Source organism: Pontibacter aydingkolensis (assembly GCF_019443125.1).
GTDB lineage: Bacteria > Bacteroidota > Bacteroidia > Cytophagales > Hymenobacteraceae > Pontibacter > Pontibacter aydingkolensis.
Map to the genome: position 1 here is coordinate 76,666 of NZ_JAHYXK010000003.1, position 13,427 is coordinate 90,092.

Annotated in this window: 15 protein-coding genes; 3 read left to right on the forward strand and 12 right to left on the reverse strand. The window is 45.2% G+C overall.

Annotated features, from left to right (window positions below; all coding sequences use genetic code 11):
• The first annotated feature begins 467 nt into the window (after positions 1–467).
• Positions 468–2,015 carry a lysine--tRNA ligase gene (gene lysS, locus K0O23_RS04880; RefSeq protein WP_219876278.1) on the forward strand — a complete coding sequence of 516 codons (1,548 nt, stop codon included), beginning with the start codon at positions 468–470 and terminating at the stop codon, positions 2,013–2,015.
• 71 nt (positions 2,016–2,086) lie between these two features.
• Here the strand turns inward: lysS and K0O23_RS04885 are convergent, their stop codons facing one another.
• The 3 genes from K0O23_RS04885 to K0O23_RS04895 all read right to left on the reverse strand — a co-directional run bounded on the left by K0O23_RS04885 (position 2,087) and on the right by K0O23_RS04895 (position 3,758).
• Positions 2,087–2,527: a YtxH domain-containing protein gene (locus K0O23_RS04885; protein ID WP_246596937.1), complete on the reverse strand. Its 441-nt coding sequence runs from the start codon at positions 2,525–2,527 to the stop codon at positions 2,087–2,089.
• Between the two features lie 277 nt (positions 2,528–2,804).
• Positions 2,805–3,173 (reverse strand): YtxH domain-containing protein, encoded by a 369-nt coding sequence (locus tag K0O23_RS04890; protein ID WP_219876279.1) that lies wholly within the window; start codon positions 3,171–3,173, stop codon positions 2,805–2,807.
• A gap of 165 nt (positions 3,174–3,338) precedes the next feature.
• A complete protein-coding gene (locus tag K0O23_RS04895) occupies positions 3,339–3,758 on the reverse strand; it encodes a YtxH domain-containing protein (protein WP_219876280.1) in 420 nt (139 codons plus the stop codon).
• 199 nt (positions 3,759–3,957) lie between these two features.
• On the opposite strand from K0O23_RS04895, the gene K0O23_RS04900 reads away from it, so the two are divergent.
• Both K0O23_RS04900 and K0O23_RS04905 read left to right on the forward strand, forming a co-directional pair.
• Positions 3,958–4,197 carry a Kazal-type serine protease inhibitor domain-containing protein gene (locus K0O23_RS04900; RefSeq protein ID WP_219876281.1) on the forward strand — a complete coding sequence of 80 codons (240 nt, stop codon included), beginning with the start codon at positions 3,958–3,960 and terminating at the stop codon, positions 4,195–4,197.
• Between the two features lie 17 nt (positions 4,198–4,214).
• Complete coding sequence (locus K0O23_RS04905; RefSeq protein WP_219876282.1) at positions 4,215–4,586, forward strand: cupin domain-containing protein; 372 nt, start codon at positions 4,215–4,217, stop codon at positions 4,584–4,586.
• A 185-nt stretch (positions 4,587–4,771) separates the two neighbouring features.
• On the opposite strand, the gene K0O23_RS04910 is transcribed toward K0O23_RS04905, so the two are convergent.
• The 9 genes from K0O23_RS04910 to K0O23_RS04945 form a co-directional block, all read right to left on the reverse strand.
• Positions 4,772–5,584, reverse strand: a complete 813-nt coding sequence (locus tag K0O23_RS04910; protein ID WP_219876283.1) for an enoyl-ACP reductase FabI — start codon at positions 5,582–5,584, stop codon at positions 4,772–4,774.
• Positions 5,585–6,032: 448 nt separating this feature from the next.
• Positions 6,033–7,712 carry a DNA repair protein RecN gene (gene recN / locus K0O23_RS04915; RefSeq protein ID WP_219876284.1) on the reverse strand — a complete coding sequence of 560 codons (1,680 nt, stop codon included), beginning with the start codon at positions 7,710–7,712 and terminating at the stop codon, positions 6,033–6,035.
• A 280-nt stretch (positions 7,713–7,992) separates the two neighbouring features.
• Positions 7,993–8,223 carry a hypothetical protein gene (locus K0O23_RS04920; protein ID WP_219876285.1) on the reverse strand — a complete coding sequence of 77 codons (231 nt, stop codon included), beginning with the start codon at positions 8,221–8,223 and terminating at the stop codon, positions 7,993–7,995.
• 74 nt (positions 8,224–8,297) lie between these two features.
• Positions 8,298–9,203, reverse strand: coding sequence for a type IX secretion system protein PorD (gene porD, locus K0O23_RS04925; RefSeq protein WP_219876286.1), 906 nt, complete (start codon positions 9,201–9,203; stop codon positions 8,298–8,300).
• On the reverse strand, positions 9,196–9,858 hold the full coding sequence (coaBC, locus tag K0O23_RS20360) for a bifunctional phosphopantothenoylcysteine decarboxylase/phosphopantothenate--cysteine ligase CoaBC (RefSeq protein ID WP_317195640.1): 663 nt from the start codon (positions 9,856–9,858) through the stop codon (positions 9,196–9,198). The genes porD and coaBC overlap by 8 nt, the downstream gene beginning before the upstream one ends.
• Positions 9,839–10,399: a flavoprotein gene (locus tag K0O23_RS20365; protein ID WP_317195641.1), complete on the reverse strand. Its 561-nt coding sequence runs from the start codon at positions 10,397–10,399 to the stop codon at positions 9,839–9,841. The genes coaBC and K0O23_RS20365 overlap by 20 nt, the downstream gene beginning before the upstream one ends.
• Positions 10,400–10,408: 9 nt before the next feature.
• Positions 10,409–10,738 carry a DNA-directed RNA polymerase subunit omega gene (locus tag K0O23_RS04935; protein WP_219876287.1) on the reverse strand — a complete coding sequence of 110 codons (330 nt, stop codon included), beginning with the start codon at positions 10,736–10,738 and terminating at the stop codon, positions 10,409–10,411.
• Between the two features lie 11 nt (positions 10,739–10,749).
• A complete protein-coding gene (locus tag K0O23_RS04940) occupies positions 10,750–11,580 on the reverse strand; it encodes an outer membrane protein assembly factor BamD (protein ID WP_246596938.1) in 831 nt (276 codons plus the stop codon).
• 79 nt (positions 11,581–11,659) lie between these two features.
• Entirely contained in the window at positions 11,660–13,354 is a 1,695-nt protein-coding gene (locus K0O23_RS04945) for an OstA-like protein (protein ID WP_219876288.1), read from the reverse strand.
• Positions 13,355–13,427 lie beyond the last annotated feature (73 nt).

The following is a 13,427-nucleotide window of genomic DNA, read 5'->3' on the forward strand; positions in this document are numbered from 1 at the left end:
AGTGATTGAAGGGATTTTTTTGCAGCACCAGGTCCAACCACCCCTCTCTCAAACTATATCCGGGATCTTTGATTAGCCTAAGGCGGGGAATTTTCGTATTTCCGGAATTCCTCTCTTGAGAGGGGTAGGGGTGTGTTTTTACTATGTAGTATTGGCATAACCTCCCTCCTGTCAGGATCCTTAACAGGATGACAAAGAGAAAGATGAGTAGCTAAACTATTATGATTTAAGAAAAAGGAGTAAGTAAAACTCCCCTCCCTGGTTAAGTCATCGATCCCGGACTTACTTCGGGGCAGGGGTGGTTGGGCCCACTACCAGATGCAATCCTGATTAAAATAAAGAATTATTCAATATCTACCCTTTCAAACATTCTAACTCTCAAACTCTCTAACGCTTTAACTTTCTAACTCACAATTATTCCTTATTTTTGCACCTTGATATAAACTACACACTTTTACGATAATTGCATGCAACTGAGCGAACAGGAACTACGCAGACGCCATGAGCGCGAAGAGTTGGAGAAAATGGGCATCAACCCATATCCCTCTGAAACATTTGAAGTTACTGCTACTGCCAAAGAGATAAAGGAAAATTTCGATAAGGAGAAGAATAACTACCAGGAAGTAACACTGGCAGGCCGCCTGATGAGCCGCCGCATTATGGGTAAAGCCTCTTTTGCGGAGCTGATGGATAGCACGGGCCGTATCCAGATCTATGTTTCCAGGGATGATATTGCTCCGGGCGAGAACAAGGACATGTACAACACCGTGTTCAAGAAAATGCTCGACATCGGTGACTTTATCGGTATCAAAGGCTATGCATTCGTAACGCAGGTTGGCGAGATATCTGTGCATGTTACAGAACTTATCGTACTTGCAAAATCACTGCGCCCACTGCCAATCGTAAAACGTGAGATAGACGATAACGGCAACGAGATCGTACACGATGGCTTTACTGACCCTGAGCTGCGTTATCGCCAGCGCTACGTAGACCTTATCGTGAACCCGCATGTGCGCGAAACTTTCCAGAAGCGCACTAAGCTGGTAAACACCATGCGCAACTTCCTTTCTGACAAAGGGTACCTGGAAGTTGAAACGCCAATACTGCAGCCTATACATGGTGGCGCGGCGGCACGTCCGTTTAAAACGCACCACAACACCCTGGACATGACGCTGTACCTGCGCATTGCCAACGAGTTATACTTAAAGCGCCTGATAGTGGGTGGTTTTGACGGTGTATTCGAGTTTGCCAAAGACTTCCGCAACGAGGGCATGAGCCGCTTCCATAACCCGGAGTTTACTGTAATGGAGCTTTATGTTACCTACAAAGACTACAACTGGATGATGGACCTCGTGGAGGAAATGGTAGAGAAAGTGGCCCTGGCCCTGCACGGTAAAACAGAAGTACAGGTAGGTGAGAATGTGATCAACTTTGCCCGCCCATGGAAGCGTTATACTATGTTTGAGGCTATTGAGCACTTCACGAAGATCGATATCTCTAACATGGATGAGCCTGAACTGCGCCAGGCTGCTCAGAAACTAGGCATCCACGTAGACCCAACTATGGGTAAAGCAAAAATCATTGATGAGATATTCGGTGAGACGGCAGAGCCATATTTAATACAGCCAACCTTTATCACTGATTACCCTGTAGAGATGAGCCCGCTGGCTAAGAAGCACCGCAGCAAGCCAGGTTTGGTAGAGCGTTTCGAGGCAATTTGCAACGGTAAAGAGATCTGCAATGCCTTCTCTGAGCTTAACGACCCTGTTGATCAGCGTGCCCGCTTTGAAGAGCAGTTGGAACTGGCTCGCCGCGGCGACGTAGAAGCCATGGCCCTTGACGAAGACTTCCTGCGTGCCCTGGAGTATGGCATGCCGCCAACAGCAGGTTTAGGCGTTGGTATAGATCGCTTGAGCATGATCATGACTAACTCCAACTCGATTCAGGATGTGTTGTTCTTCCCGCAGATGAAGCCGGAAAAGCAAGACAAAAAAGAAGAGGAAAAAGTAGGCTAACACCCTACTCCAAGTATAAAAAGAAAGGGCCCCGCAATACTGCAGAGCCCTTTCTTTTTATGTTTTATACTTTACAAACCCGGAGTTTTGCGGGAGTCGTTTATCATGCGGTTTACTTCTGTATCGTCCCAGTTCTTGTTTTCACCGGTGCTAGATGCAGTAGTAGTTCTGTTCTGGTTTTTGCTTAGGTTAGGATTAATGTAAGGCTCCTTTTTCTTGCCTGTCCAGGAGTCTACTTTTGATTTGGTAGATGAATATCCTTTGCTAACCTGATCACCTAACTTAGAGGCAGAGTCGGCTACTTTTTTACGAGTTGCAGTACCTTTATCCGGTGCCAGCAAAATACCTGCAATAGCACCTGCCGCAGCACCTGCCAATAAGCCCAGAGCTACTGCACCACCGCTACCACTCTTATTCTTTTTATATGATGGCGTTTCTTGTTGCTTCATCTGGCGCACAGATGCATTCGTCGTGTAAGTTGATCTATCTTCTCCAAGTGATCTCGTTTCCATTTTAGTTCTCATAGTTGTATTTGTATTTTGTTTACAGTTTAAACTTAAAATCAAAGCCTATTATTGTGCTCTGATATACTTTTAGTAACGGTATACCTGCGCTCAAGGTTAAAAAACAACATAGGCAAATAAAACAAAAACGCCAGTTGTAGTTAAACAACTGGCGTTTTTCAGGCAAACTTTTTGTGGCCGCCTCAGCAACTATTATACTTCTACAATAGTTTCGGCTACAGAGCTTTTTAGGGCTCTTTTAGTATTGCCTTCATAAATTTATAATTTAAGCGTTGCTGCCAGAAGAACCAGCTCCGCCGGCACCAGAAGTACCAGAGCCGCTGCTAGTTGTGCTGCCACCTGTAGAACCAGAACCACCTGTAGAACCAGATCCGCCGGTTTTACCAGTATTGCCTCCGCCTTTGTTCTCAGATCCAGAACCAGCTCCGCCAAATGTGCTTCCACTCATGTTTTTGATTTCATCAAGGCCAGCCTGCAGGTTCTTCTCAAGATCTTTGCTAAGCTTACCAGCCCATTTTCTTACACTGCCACGAGTAACCTCGCCAGTATCTGGTGCCATAAGCAAGCCTGCAATCACACCTGCACTTGCACCTGCTAAAAGGGCTAAAAGCACTTTTCCGCTATTGTCTTTCATAGTTGATATAATTAATAATTTTTGATGTATCTTTTGATTGAGTACTAATAACGTTAGTCTGCAGCATTAAGTTATATCTATACAACAGAATACTACTATACTTTAGTTAAAAGTATAAAAATTGTTTAAGATACTCTTCATTATTGTTATAAGAAGTTTGGCGGTTTAGCCTCTCAAATCAGCTAAAAGCTTTAGCACCTCGTCTTTTGTTTTGTTAAGGCGAGCCTGTAAGCGGCTTAGTAATTCATTTTCACTGCCCTGCTGGTAGCTCAGGTCTTCTTCGGTTAGCTCTGCGTAATTTTGGCTTAACTGGCGCTTCACGTCCTCCCACGAACCATGCATCACCAGTTGGTCATCATCCTGATGCGCGTTTTTACCCATCTTGCTTTTAAGGTTTTCCGTCCAGCCTTTTAGCGTGGTGTTTATATCATCTCCTGCTTTGGTTAAAGTACGTTTCAAGTCGTCGCGGTTTGCCTGTCCGTTTTTAGGTGCAAGCAAAATACCGGCTGCAATGCCAGCGCCAATACCTGCAAGCGTTGCCATCAGAATTTTGCCATTGTCATTGTTCATGTTATCAGTGCGCATGTTATTTTATTATAGTTTATAGTTTTACAGATTAGCGCAGCCCATCGTCGTTTTCATTGTTCAGGAGAAAGCCTGATTAAAATAAAATTAGATATTTTTGCGCTTCAAGTATCATACGGTTGCAGTCCTAGTTGGTTAGTTAGCGACGCAAAACAGTGTGGTAACGTATAACATCCTATCAATTTAAAGTATAAAAACTATGAAGAAAATTCTGACCATACTTCCGCTGGCTGCCTTGCTAATGAGCAACTCTTGTACAAAACCTGTGCAAGATGCCACAGCCTGTATCGATAAAAGCAAAATAGACCCTGAGAAAATCTGCACCATGCAATACGACCCTGTTTGCGGTTGCGACGGCAAAACGTATGGCAACAACTGCGAAGCAGACCGCGCCGGTGTTACTTCTTATACCAAAGGCGAATGTGCTGATAAAAACTAAACTATACTTTAACCGAGATGAGCAAAAAAAAATACTTTAAGCAAAACAAGCCATTTAAGGTACCTACCACCGACGGCAAACTGATAGAGGAACACTTTGGAAAAGCCTCCACCAACACATCAGGATTTAGCGTGGCACACATGGTTGCCCCTCCTCATTGGGGTGAGCCGCACCAGACACCAGAATTCGATGAGGTAACCATTGTGCTGAGAGGCCGCAAGCTAATAGAGATAGACGGAGAGGAAGTGGAAGTAAAAGCCGGCGAAACTATTCTTATAAAAGCAGGAACACGTGTCCGCTATGCCAACCCTTACGACGAAGAAACTGAGTACTGGTCTGTGTGCGTGCCGGCTTTTGATTTTGAAAAAGTAAACCGCGAAGATAGTTGATTGGTAGATTTGGAGATGAGAAGATTTGAAGATGAAAAAGTCTTACAAGTATGAACTGTAACTCTCGCTCGCCTCTGGCGAGAGAGTCCATTAACTATAATATAAAAGCCCCTGCTAAACTTTAGCAGGGGCTTTTATATTATAGGAGTCTGAGAAGATCATTTTCAAATCCTCACATCTTCAAATTACTTGCTGATCATCTCCACTATATCCTCAGATATACCCATGCTGCTGAATCCACCATCGTGCATCAGGTTCTGCATAGTTACGTAACGTGTTAAGTCCGAGAACAATGTGATAGTGTAATCGGCACATGCTTCTGCAGATGCGTTGCCAAGCGGCGACATTTTATCTGCGTAATCGTAGAACGCATCAAAGCCACCTACACCAGTACCAGCCGTTGTTTTAGTTGGCGACTGAGAGATCGTGTTAACACGGATCTTTTTGCTGCGGCCTAAACGGTAACCATAGTTACGCGCAATAGACTCCAGCACCGCCTTCGCCTGCGACATATCGGTATAATCAGGGAATACGCGCTGCGCTGCAATGTAAGAAAGGGCTACAATAGAACCCCACTCGTTCATGGCGTCCTGCTTCTCGGCAACATGCATTACCTTGTGGAAAGACAAAGCAGAAATATCCAGCGTTTTCATAAACCAATCATAATTCAGATCGCCGTAGGTTTTGCCTTTACGGATGTTTGGACTCATACCGATAGAATGCAGTACAAAATCCAGCTTACCGCCTAAGATCTCCTGTGCTTTAGAGAACAAATTCTCCAGGTCTTCCACAGAAGTTGCATCAGCAGGTATAATTTGTGCATTGCACTGCTCTGCCAGTTTATTGATCTCACCCATACGCATAGCCAGCGGAGCATTCGTCAACACAAACTCAGCACCTTCTTCTTTAGCACGCATCGCTACTTTCCAGGCAATAGACTTTTCGTCCAGCGCTCCAAAAATTATTCCTTTCTTTCCTTTAAGCAGATTATAAGACATGTCTTTATCGTTGTTTTATACTTTCAAAGATTTGAGCAGGCAATATAGCAATAACTAAGTATAACTCAAGATGCAAGGGTAGTACATTCTGGTGAACAGGTAGTAAACGTATGTGGTATCTAGTCCAACCACCCCTGCCCCTCCTTATCCAAGGAGGGGAGTTCTGCTATTACTTTAGCAAAAGTATAAGTTCTGTAGTTCTTGCTTAACCTCCCTTCTACCAAGATCCTTTCAGGATGACAAAAAGGAATTTCTTTAACTATTATGATGGCAGTGGAAATAGTAATAGCAGGCTCCCCGCCTTAGATAAGGAGGGGTAGGGGTGGTTGGACCCAGTATAGTTGAATCGGGGACAAAGATGTCCCCCCATCAGAGAGGTTTCGGACAAGAAAGTCCGAAACAGCATAATAGCACCCCCTCCTGTTTTTAGGAGGGGGCAGGGGAGGTCTTACATCGCCAGCAACTCCTTCGCACTTTTAAAAGCACTGGCGCTCGGGTTGGCACCGGCTATCATGTGTGCTATTTCGTTTACGCGTTCCTCTTTGTTTAGCTTTTTAATGCGGCTAATGGTGCGGTCTTCGGTATCGTGCTTGTACACGAAGTAATGTGCGTTGCCTTGTGCAGCGATCTGCGGCAAGTGTGAAATAGCAATAATCTGGTGCTTCTGCGCCATCTGCTGCATCATCTTACCTACTTTCACAGCTACCTCTCCGGATATACCTGTATCAATTTCATCGAACACGATGGTTGGCAAGGCAGTTTTATCAGCCAGCATATACTTAACGCTTAGCATCAACCTCGAGAACTCACCACCGGATGCTGCTTTTACCAGCGATTGCGGCTGCGCTCCTTTGTTGGCGCTGAAAAGTATACTTATCTCATCGGTACCCGTGGCAGATGGTGTTGTATTGGCATGCTGAATAACGATGCGCGCGTTAGGCATACCAAGTTCGGCAAGCAAAGTATAAAGCTCCTGCTCAAACTGGCCGAAGGATGATTTTCTACGCTCTGAAAGTATGGCTGCTTTGCCAAGCACTTCCTTCTCTGCTTCTTCCATCGCTTTTTTAGTGCTGGCAATGGCTGCGTCCAGATTAAGAACACTACCTACTTTGCCTTCCAGGTCGCGCTGTATTTCAAGTAACTCGGCATTAGATTGTACCTGGTGCTTACGCTGCAACGTATAGATCATGTTCAGGCGTTCCTGCACTTCTACAGTCCGCTCCGGGTCTGCCTCTGTTTTACGTTCCGCGTCTTCCAGTTCACCGGCAATATCGCTCAGCTCTATCATGCAACTTTCGGTGCGGGTACGCAATTCGTCGTACTTAGGAGAGAACTGTGCCAGTTGCGCGATAAGGTGTGCTGTGTCTTTTAAAGCTGAGGTAATGTTAAATTCCGATTCTGTAAGGTACTGAACAGCCTGCGTTAGCTTAACTTTTATATCTTCGGCATTCTCCAATTGCTTCAGTTCGTTCTCCATTTCTTCCTGCTCTGCTTCCTGCAGGTTTGCCTCCTCCAGTTCGTTCAGCAGGAAAGTATGGTAATCCAGTTCTTTCTGTGCTTGTGCCAGTTGGTCTTCCAGTTTCTTAAATTCGGAGTCCAGCTTTTTATACTTGCGGTACGTGTCGTTGTAGTCCTTTAAGTATGACAGGTTGCCAGCGTAAATATCAAGCGAGGTGTTCCCGGCATACACATCCAGGATGTTAAGCTGATAACTGGTGTCTCCCAATTGCAGCGTGTCGTGCTGCGAGTGGATATCCATCAGGTTCTCCCCTATCTTACGGATCACGTCCAGCGTTACCGGTGTGTCGTTTACAAAGGCACGTGACTTGCCGCTTGGGCTTATCTCACGGCGAAGTATACATTGGTCGTCGTAATCCAGGTCCTCGGCAATAAAGATTTCCTTCAGGTTATACAACGAGATATCAAAAACACCTTCTATCACACACTTCTGCTCCTGGTCGAACAGCAGTTTAGAGTCGGCACGGTTGCCCAGCAACAAACCAATGGCACCCAGCATAATGGATTTACCGGCACCTGTTTCGCCTGTAATAATATTAAGCACCGGAGAAGGGTTCATCTCCAGCTTCTCGATCAGGGCGTAATTTTTAATTTTAAGATCTATCAGCATATAAGTAGTCTCGAGACTATAGACATAAGATGTAAGACTTTTTGCCTATGCTAAAGTTCGGTATTTCTGTAAATATTTTTGATGTAGTTAAAGTATAATTTATACTTTGGACTGCTGGTTAAGATAAAGGATTTTTTCTTCTCCTCCAGTATTAAGATTCAGTTTTACTAATATAACTAGTTTAACCTCCGGGCGTAGGGGCCCTCTTTTTTTCTACCAAGAACCTTTTGGATGACAAAATGGGAAGATAAGATTTAGGATGAGGCACCTAAAGTATACTTTAATAAGGCGCTTCTATATCATAAAAGATCTCCTCCACCTCATCTGGCGTAAACTCATGCTTGTTAAAACGAAAGTCTTTCAGCTGTAACCTACTTGAGTTTATACTTGATAATGAACCAGCTAGCACGGCTTTAGTGCGCAACACGACCTGCACAACAGGTTGTTGCAGTAGTTCGGGTAAACGTTGCTCTAAATCTTTCTGAAAAATGCGGACCTGGCGTTTGCCCATAGTATAAAGTATAATATCAGGCAGATTGTTCTGCTGCCGTGAAGTTACGCTCTTTTACCGAAATTCTAAAAATTTTAGCGTTTTAGCAAAACTTCGTATTTACCATTGTTGGTGGGGTCTGTTTGGGAGAGTAATGTGAAGGCCTGCTGTTTTTGTGCAGGTGTAGCATTTTTGAACATATTTACAAGTTCATCGGCCTTGGCATCAAAGAAAGAACGGACAACTGCAGAGTTTGGCTTTTGCTGTTGCAGGCGCTGCACACTTTCCAGAACCGTAATTACCGACTGGCGTGCCTTCTCCGGGTTTTCCACCATAATATCTAGCCCCTGCCGGTGCATGTTATAAAGTCCTTCGCGGTAAGGCAAGAACTGCGGGTCCTGCATGTTGTCGATCAGCCAATAGCGGTTGCGGTTGCTGTCGAAAGCTTTCCAGCCTTGGTAACCAGGCCCTTGCGAGGCAGCCAGGTTAACTATGCCCCTTGCTTTATCAAAGGCAGCTGCTCCACCCAAACGGCCAAAGCTGTCGTTATCTATGCCTATGATCATGTAAGCATAAAATGCCAGCATCGAAGAAAGGTTGGAAGTATAACTGTTCTCTGCAAAGTCAAGTGGTTGGGCGGTATTAAACTGGAAGGTCCAGTCTTTGTCGATAAAAGAGAAGAGCGTGGATTCATAGCCTGTGCCATAAGCTGGTCTCACAGAAACTACCTGCACATTTGCTCTAAACACCCCGATTTCCGGCATCTCCGTCAGGTTTATCAATAGGCGGCATTTAATTCGTTCGTCTGGTCTGTAAGCCTGGTCGGTCCAGCGGCGGTTGTTCATGAACTCGAAAATGCGCGTTTGCATGTCTGTAAACAACTGCTTGTCTGTGTACTGTACCTGCTCGCTGTTAACCACAACATCACACTGCAGCTCCTGGGCATTGGCTGTCCAAGCTGTCAGGCAAAACATCAGCATAACAAGTATCTTCTTAACCATGTGTTCGTTCCCAGATCAGGTTTACAATATCTTCGGCTACCTCCGTTTTCTGCTTAAGCTCAAAAGCGGTGGTAGCGTCTTTTTCAATAATTGTTACTTTATTTGTGTCGTGCTTAAAGCCAGCCCCCGGATCATTCAGCGAGTTCAGCACGATCATGTCCAGATTCTTTTTCTGCAGCTTTTCGCGGGCATTTGCACTTTCGTTGTGCGTTTCCAGGGCAAAGCCTACCGAAAACTGGCCTTCTTTTTTCTCTTTGCCGAGGGCCGCTGCTATATCAACGTTCTTAACCAGTTCTATCGTCAGTTCGTCGCCGCTTTTTTTGATTTTTTTATCAGCAACCATTTTAGGTCTGTAGTCGGCCACAGCTGCTGCATATACTATAATATCAGCCTTTGGCGCCAGCTGCTTTACAGCGGCATACATTTCGTCGGCAGTAGTAACCGGGGTAATATTTATACTTTGGCTTTCTGCCTTAATATTTACAGGGCCAGAAACCAACTGCACCTTAGCTCCGCGTGCTGCAAAGCACTCGGCTAATGCGTAACCCATTTTACCCGTAGAGTGGTTCCCGATAAAGCGCACCGGATCGATAGGCTCGTGGGTTGGGCCAGCTGTAAGAAGTATAGTTTTGTCTTTAAACGAGTTTTCGGTCACCTGCAAAATATTTCTGAAGTACCTGAACAATCTCTTCCGGCTCTGCCATGCGCCCCTGCCCTATTAAGCCGCTTGCCAACTCGCCGTAACCAGCCTCTATTATATGGTTGCCGTAGCCGCGTAACTTTGTAAAGTTATTTTGTACCGATGGGTGCTGGTACATGTCCAGGTCCATGGCAGGAGCTACAAAAACAGGGCAGCGTGCCGAAAGATAAGTAGCTGTTAGTAGATTGTCGCAGAAGCCATTAGCCATTTTAGCCACAGTGTTGGCACTTGCCGGGGCTATTACCATCGCATCGCCCCATAGGCCAAGGTCTACGTGGTTATTCCACGTGCCGGTTTCGTCTTTCACAAATTGGGTGAGCACCGGCCTTTTAGAAAGTGTGGCTAAGGTTAGGGGGGTAATAAACTCAGAAGCAGAAGTGGTCAGGATAACCTGCACTTCTGCTTCTGCTTTTATGAGTTCACGAACCAGTAAGGCCGCTTTGTACGCAGCTATACTTCCGCAAACTCCTAATATGATCTTTTTATGCCGGAGCATTTGCCCGTATTACAGGGAAATTTCCTCTGAAGTTTCCTCGTCTGGTGTACGGAAGTATACTTTTCCTTCCAGGAACTCCTCGATAGCAAGACTGGTAGGCTTTGGTAAACGCTCGTAGTATTTAGAGATCTCGATCTGCTCGCGGTTCTCGAATACTTCCTCCAGGTTATCTACGGTTGTTGCAAATTCAGCCAGTTTAGAGTTCAACTCTTCCTTTATCTTAACTGCAACCTGGTTCGCTCTTTTAGAAATAATAGACACAGACATGTAAACGTTACCGGTTTGCTCTGCAAAGTCGGCCATGTTGCGCGTAACGATTGTTGATGGAACTGATGCCATATATTTTATACTTAAGAATTTGCTTGTGCTTGATTTATTTTTTTAACCTTTTCCAGTTCTGCCAGTGTGTTTTCGTACACCTGCAGGGCATTACGGGTAAACTTGCTGTCAGGATACTGATCGATAAAGCTCTGATAATACTCTACTGCCTGCTGAAAGCGCTCTTCCTGCTTGCTCGGTATACTTTCCAGAGCAAAACGATATTGAGCATCTACTTTTAAATAAGCTGCCTCCTCACTATACGGCGATGAAGCATGCTCTTTCTGAAAGTTATCAAATGCCACCACTGCTGATTTCCAGTAGCGAAGCTTATAGTATAAGTGGGCGTTATCGAAAGCCTTTCTATCCAGCTTCACCAGCAGTTCTTCAATCAACTCATTAGCCTCAGCCTGGCGATCCGTGTTCGGATAACGAACTAAAAACTCCTGAAGTGCTTCAATAGCTGTGATAGTAGCTGTCTGGTCCTGCTCAAAGCTCGGCGACTGGTTGTACAACGAAAGTGCTTGGTTATACATTGCCTGCTCTGCTAGCGGACTGCGTGGGTATGTCTGGTAAAATGATCTGAAATGGAAATCGGCTAGCAGGTAATCACCAAGTTCATAGTATGTATCTGCCAGGTAAAATTTTGCCTGCTCGGCTTGCTCGCTGCCAGTAAGCAATGGCGATACCTGCTCCAGCAACTGGTTGGCGCGGTAGTAGTCCTCTTTCTGGTGGTACTCGAGGGCAGCCTTGTATTTCTTGTCAACGTCGTCGCTCTTTAAAAGCTTCTGAAAATTGCTGCAGCCACTTATAACTAGCAACAAGCCTACTATTACGACGGTATGTAAAAAGCCTCTATTCATGAACGGGCAAAATTATACAATATCTATGTGATTTACAAAACTGAAATATCAGGCCAGGTATTGCCTGAGTAAGCGTAAGTTATTTATTCTTTTTAAGCGGCTCTGTTTTAACAGCAGGTTTATTAGCTCCTTTTTTTGAGGGTTTTGAGGCCGGCGCTTTTTTTACCGGAGTTGTGACCTTTTTCTTTTCAGGCACCCGTACAGCAAACACATCTTTCTTTGTGGGCCTTAAATCTGCCATCCAGGTAAAGCCCTCCAGCTGTCTTTCCGATTCCGGCAACTCATGCGGCGGGATAAAACTTGCATCCGGCTGTACCAGAAACGAGATTGTCTTCAGTTTATTTTCTGCAAACTTTAAAACCATATTACTGCAGATAGCTTTGTTCATGCCGGTTAAGGCAGTATCGCCCTCAAGGGCAAAGTATAAGCTCTCGCCATTGCCGTTCACGTTCACCCTTCTTATGTTGCCTTCCTGGAAGTATGCCACCATGTTGCGGCCTTTTACCTGGTTATAATTTTTGATGGAATCCTCAGAAGCGATAAAGGCATTGCTGTACATGTACATCCTGTCGATGGTCTTGTTGCGCAGCTGCACATGAATAGTATCGGATACCAGCTGGCTGTTTTCGCTCCAGAGCACAGGTTTACGGTTAAAGTGCATCACAGAGTCGGTGCGATTGTAGCTTAGTGAGTCGGCTTTACCCTGCAGGTCTTTTTTAAAAATCTTTACATTAGGATAGGCAAAGAGCATACTTTTTGTCCTGCCGGCACTTGCCTCCCTGGAGTAAAGCGTATCTGCCGACAAGTATAAAGTATCCTTATCAAGTATAGATTCCATTACAGGGCTGCCGTATACTTTGGCCTCGCCTCTGTCGCGCCAATAGCGGCCTACCTGTCCTCTAATAGTTACATCATCTTTTAAAGATCGGAGCGATACGTTTTTCTCGGCAAAGCCATAGCCGGTATTCTGGTTATAGTATAGCTTGTCGCCACCCAGCCTATACTCTTTTGTGAGGATATAAGCGTTTCGCCCAAAGTTTGAGACCTTGGTTATCGTATTGTATGTACCTTCTTCAGCATACAGATCGCCCTGCTGTCCCCGGATAAAGGTTGGCCCCTGAAAGTACACGATTTTGCTTAGTGTGTTATAGCGTAGGTTCTGAGCCGTAATTTTATAATCCTGAGTAGCTACTTTTACATCCTGCTGAAAAGTATACATTTTAGATCGGGTATCATACGTACCCCGTCGGCTTTCCAGGCGGTTCTCAGGGTCTACAATAACGCCGCCCTCTGTGTACGAGGCTGTTTTCTCGTTCAGGTTGTAGTCCATACTTGGTGTGGTAAGCGTCATGCGCGGGTCATTCATCACCACGTTCCCTACCATTTTTGCTATTCTGCTATTGCCGTCATAGATGGCACGATCGCTGCGCATGGTTACAGTATCGGCCTGGTTAATGCGCACATTGCCAAATGCCTCCAGAAAATTTCGCTCTTTGTACTGGTAAACCGAGTCTGCAAACAGCACGGCGTCTCGCTGCTTAAACTTCACGTTGCCGATCAGTTTATCAATGCGCTGCCCGTTAAAAACTCCGCCTACCAGCGAATCGGCACTCTGCAGTTCTACTTTATCGCCTTGTTGCTGTGGCTTTGGCTGCTGCTGTTGTTTAGGAGCCTGCGGTTTTGTCCCTGGAGCCCTTTTTAGCTGACTCTGTCCGAAAACCACCACCGAAAGCAGCGTAAAGACAATAGAAAACAGTATTTTTGTATACTTCATTTAGATTCTTGACAAAGGACAAAGGACGCTGAGACAAAGGACTTATTTCTTTCGCCTTTCATCTAACAGTCTT